This window comes from Okeania sp. SIO2F4, assembly GCF_010672385.1.
Taxonomy (GTDB): Bacteria; Cyanobacteriota; Cyanobacteriia; order Cyanobacteriales; family Microcoleaceae; genus Trichodesmium.
In genome coordinates, this window is the sequence record NZ_JAAHGT010000812.1 from 1 (window position 1) to 4,510 (window position 4,510).

At 34.3% G+C, this 4,510-nt stretch carries 4 protein-coding genes; 2 read left to right on the forward strand and 2 right to left on the reverse strand.

Annotated features, from left to right (window positions below; translation table 11 throughout):
* Positions 1 to 679 (reverse strand): oligosaccharide flippase family protein (locus F6K22_RS33135; RefSeq protein ID WP_293108136.1); only part of this gene is annotated, 679 nt, incomplete at its 3' end.
* A 192-nt stretch (positions 680 to 871) separates the two neighbouring features.
* Complete coding sequence (locus tag F6K22_RS33140; protein WP_293108139.1) at positions 872 to 2,293, reverse strand: O-antigen ligase family protein; 1,422 nt, start codon at positions 2,291 to 2,293, stop codon at positions 872 to 874.
* 231 nt (positions 2,294 to 2,524) lie between these two features.
* On the opposite strand from F6K22_RS33140, the gene F6K22_RS33145 reads away from it, so the two are divergent.
* Together F6K22_RS33145 and F6K22_RS33150 are read left to right on the forward strand one after the other, a co-directional pair.
* Positions 2,525 to 3,313, forward strand: coding sequence for a class I SAM-dependent methyltransferase (locus tag F6K22_RS33145; protein WP_293108142.1), 789 nt, complete (start codon positions 2,525 to 2,527; stop codon positions 3,311 to 3,313).
* Between the two features lie 26 nt (positions 3,314 to 3,339).
* On the forward strand, positions 3,340 to 4,510 hold a 1,171-nt coding region (locus tag F6K22_RS33150; RefSeq protein WP_293108145.1), incomplete at its 3' end, for a polysaccharide biosynthesis/export family protein.

Sequence of the window (4,510 nt, forward strand, 5' to 3'; positions counted from 1 at the left end):
CTTTAAGTAATAGTTTAGCTCTTTGAAGACTCCAACGCCAAGCTTTTAATAAGTGTCCTTGCCACTGATAAACAATGATTAATCCCAAAGCACTCAGGAGAAATTCTCCAGACCATATTAAAGCAAATATAATCAGAGGTGCTTGATTTTTAATCGCTATAATTTTAATTATATTGAGAAATAAATATCCTGAAGTATTAGACAAAATTATATACTTTGATTGTACTTGAGATTGAAACCACAATTCAATTACATCAAAACTTTTAAAAATCATCCCTATGGCAATAATTCCTACTAATATTTGAGTTTTAATTTCATCCGACCTGAGTAAATAAATTAAACTAACTGTCAAGATAAATAGTAACGAACTACCTAGTAGTTTTAGCAGAAATGAAGTGCCAAGAATTTCACCTTTTTCTAATGGTTTGCGCACCAGATCCCGCACTACAATATTATTCAATCCCAGGGTTGCAAATACATTAAATAGACTAACAAAGGCGATCGCATAATTTAACAAACCAAATTTTTCTGGTCCTAGATAACGAGCTACCCATACTCCTATGAAAAGACCAAATCCCATCCGCAGAACTTTATCTCCTAAAAGCCATGCAGTATTACCAATAATCTTTTGTGAGTTGGGATTTATTTTTCGCCTGAGTGCTACTAACTTTTTCCACATTATGATTGATTATGTAATCCTTTTTAGAGTATTAATTTACTAATTTTTTGGGAATTCCAACCAACTATATTGACATACATAAAGGCAAAAAAATAATTAACTATATATTTTGTGCATCTCTCAAACCATAAATAAACTTAATCTTTTTTCCTACTTTTTACTCCTTAATATAGATATTTTTTTTAACGAATATTAATTTTTTTTAGACTTAGGTTCTGCTCTAAAATTTTTACCATAAGTTTTAATAGAAATACCTACAGTTGTAAATATATAATAATACCAATTATTATTATTTTCTACCAATGGTCTTTCTGTAAGATTGGGAAAAATCACAAAAATCAATAGTAAAATAGGCAAAACTAATTCTATAACTGACTCCCGTTGTTGAGGTCGAGTTAAATATTGTATTGATTGAACTAAAGCAGTAATAAAAGACAAAGCAAATGCAGCAAATCCGATGAAACCAAAATCTAAAATAATTTCTACAAAACCATTGTGAGAATGAGGTGGAGTCCAATATCCGCTACCAGAAGGCATCCTTAATTCACCACTAATATGATTAGCTGCTGGGTTATCAGCTCCACGCCAAGGTTGCCAAAAACCATGAAATCCATAGCCTAATAAGGGACGTTTGGGAATCTTTTCTGCAAATAAATAAGCCCAAATAGGTGTTCGTCCTGTCAAAGTCAAATCTTTACCTAAAGCATCAACAACTATAGCTTCTAAATTATTTGTAATAATAATAAATCCACTAATAGAAAGGATTAGAAAAACTACAACAAAAAATAAACTCCATTGAAAAGGTAATTGTTTAAGAAATCTTACTGATACAATAATAACTGTACCTATCAAAAATTGTACTTGCCCGCCTCCTGATTTTGCCATTTGCAACACAAACAGCGAATAAAATACCATTCCTATAGATAGCCAACGATTTTGAGAATTTTCAATTGCTTCTAATCCCCATAAAATAGCACTTAAAGCCATCAATGCTGCTAGTGGATTAGGGTGATTAATAATTCCTTGCCAGCTATTTTTTACTACATTAATGCCTATAGCAGGTTTGAATTTACTATAAAATGTACTGAGAATTGCTGTTACTACTAAACTCCATTTGAGTAAAGTAGATATCTCTTTATAAGAATATTGTTTAATGATGTAGATGTCAAAAACTGTAGTTGCTAGTAAAACAATACTATACTTTAGAGTGTATACTGGAGTATCAGACCAACCAAATGATAGTAGTATGAGAAATAAAAATAAACATAGTCCAGGATTTTTTTGTAACAATAAAGCAAGTAAATCAAAATAATATTTGAGAGTATATTTTAACCGTGGTGAAAGAATAAACAGTAGTGCTCCATATAAACCCAATTGAACTATCATAGATGGCAAACTTTTTTCAGGGTGAGCTAGAGCAGTAGGATGAAATGTAGGAAAAGGAGCAACACCTAATCCTGGCATCATAAATAAATATAATCCAACTACTAATTTTTCTGCCAAAGCTCCCAACTTTTGATTACGACTAACTGCTAGAAAAGCTAGAAGTAAATATATTACCCCACATCCTAAAATCGGGAGTAAAATTATTGGATTTTTGAGTAGCTCTTTCATAATTAGCTACAATTTAATTCTAAAAAACTCATAATTTATTTTCTCCTAAATTATCCTAGTTAGTGATTTTTTTAGAGCCTCGAAAATTATTAAAGTTTGCGATAGCAAAACTTCTAATTTAATCTACATAATTATCATATTCTTAGTTTGATATACTAAAATTGAATCAGGCTGTAGTTATTACGAGGCCAGTAAATCTAATTTACTAATATTAACAAGGAAAATTCACAGATGAATACAGGAGTAGAAAAACAAAAAGAGACATTTGAGGATATATACTCAAAGTCTAATAATTGGTCTTATTGGGATGATACTGACCCTCTAACCAGATATCTACTTGACAGAAGACTTCAAATAGGAGTCAAACATCTAATGAAAATTACTAATTCATTACCTCAAGACTGGGATGTATTAGTTATATGTGGTGGGGTAGGTGGAGAAGGTACTATCTTAGCTAATATGGGTTTTCGCTCAGTTACAGTTTCAGATATATCTGAAAATGCAATACAGGGATGTGAACTTAGAGACTCACGTCTACAGACAAAAGTGATGAATGCTGAAAATCTAGACATACCAGATGAATCCTACGATTTAGTCTTAGTACAAGATGGACTACATCATCTGCCTCGTCCAGTTCTCGGTTTAACAGAGATGATTCGAGTGGCTGGCAGAGCAGTCATTATGATTGAACCTCATGCTGGAATAGTCGCAAATTTGCTAGGAATGGAATGGGAAGATCATGGCGGTGTAGTTAACTATGTATTTCGGTGGAATAAATTAATGTTTGAACAAACGGTCAAGAGCTATGTTTTGCAAGTGCCATGCCAGATCGAAGTAATTCGTTTATGGAATCATAATTTAGTTATGGATAAGGTAGGAAAAATTTTTGGTGGTGCTCAAAGGGGCAAGGTAGTTGTGCAACTTTGTTATTCTTTATTAGATTTATTTGCTGGGTGGTTAGGAAATACGACGCTCGGATTATTCATCAAGAATTCCCCGCTTGAGAATCACAAGCAATAGTTAATTTACACTCGGGAGTAATGTAGATGCGGGTTTCCCTGATTGCTAGATTTTTATTAGGTCTAAGTTACTGGAACTTATTTAGTTTAATACAGCTAGATTGTACTATAGCACAGCCAGTTAATCAAAATAATGATTCGGTCTTAGAATTAGTACAAACAGATTCCGGTCTAAGTAATAGTGCATATAGGTTAGGTGGTGGAGATACAATTAACATTGATATACTGGGCGTACCTGACTATAGTGGGGACTATCAAATTCCAGCAGATGGACTAATAGACTTACCTTTGGTGGGAAGTCTTAATCTTGAGGGCTTAACAATTATCGAAGCTAGCAATGCTATTTCTGCCAAATATGCAAATGTTCTCAAACGCTCCATTGTAGCAGTGAAACTTAAAGCTTCTCGGCCTTTCAATATCTGGATTTCTGGGGAAGTAAATCGACCAGGTTCTTATGGAGTGGCCTTAAAATCTGGTGTGGGGCAAAATCCCGGAACTCAATATTCTACCGTACTTCAAGCAATAGAACAGGCTCAGGGAATCACCCTAGCTGCGGACATACGACAAATTAAAATTCGTCGCCCCCAAAGAGGAAATAAAGAGATAATTATTAATGTTAATCTTTGGGAAATGCTGACAAGTGACAATCCCTCTCAAGATATTACCTTACGAGATGGAGACTCAATTTTTATACCGAGTACCCAAAGTATCAATCTAGAGGAAACACGACAAATAGCTACAACCATTTTTGCTATTCCTATAGATCGACCTCGAAATGTGACAGTAGTAGGAGAAGTTGAACGCCCTGGTGCTTATGTTGTCCGTGGAGGAGATACAGGAGCGGACTTTAATGTTAGTGGGCAACCTACTGTAACAAGAGCAATTCAGTTAGCTGGAGGAATTAAACCACTAGCCGATATTCGTAATATCCAACTGCGACGACAGACGAGAGTGGGAGCTATCCAAAAAGTAAATTTAGATTTATGGAAACTACTACAGAGTGGAGATATTAATCAAGATGCAATTTTGCAGCAAGGAGATATGATTGTAATTCCCACAGCCCCAGATATCGATCCAGCAGAATCACCTGAATTAGCAGCAGCTAGTTTTGCTCCCGATGAAATAGAAGTTTCAGTAGTAGGGGAAGTCAGACAACCAGGACAAGTTAAACTTCCGCCAAATACTCCTTTAAATCAAG